Here is a 332-nt window from a genome sequence, read left to right on the forward strand (position 1 = left end):
CCGCCGAGAGCGCCCGCTGACGACTGAAGTCGACGAACACCTCGGGGGTGGACATGATCGCGACGCCGCCGGCCAGGGCCATCGTGCACTCGCCGTTGCTCAGTGCCTGGATCGCCCAGTGCAGGGCAACCAGGGAGGACGAGCAGGCGGTGTCGACGGTGACCGCCGGGCCTTCGAAGCCGAGCGTGTAGGCGACCCGGCCGGAGGCGATGCTGCCGGAGTTGCCCGTGCCCAGGTAGCCCTCGACACCGTCCGGCAGCTCACCGACACCCGTCGCGTAGTCGTGGTACATCACACCGGCGAACACACCGGTCCGGCTGCCGCGCACGGTC

Annotated in this window: 1 protein-coding gene; it reads right to left on the reverse strand. The window is 70.5% G+C overall.

Annotated elements, in window-relative coordinates:
- Positions 1-332 (reverse strand): beta-ketoacyl synthase N-terminal-like domain-containing protein (locus tag UK12_RS34365; RefSeq protein ID WP_156179149.1); only part of this gene is annotated, 332 nt, incomplete at both ends.

This window comes from Saccharothrix sp. ST-888 (genome assembly GCF_000955975.1).
GTDB lineage: Bacteria > Actinomycetota > Actinomycetes > Streptomycetales > Streptomycetaceae > Kitasatospora.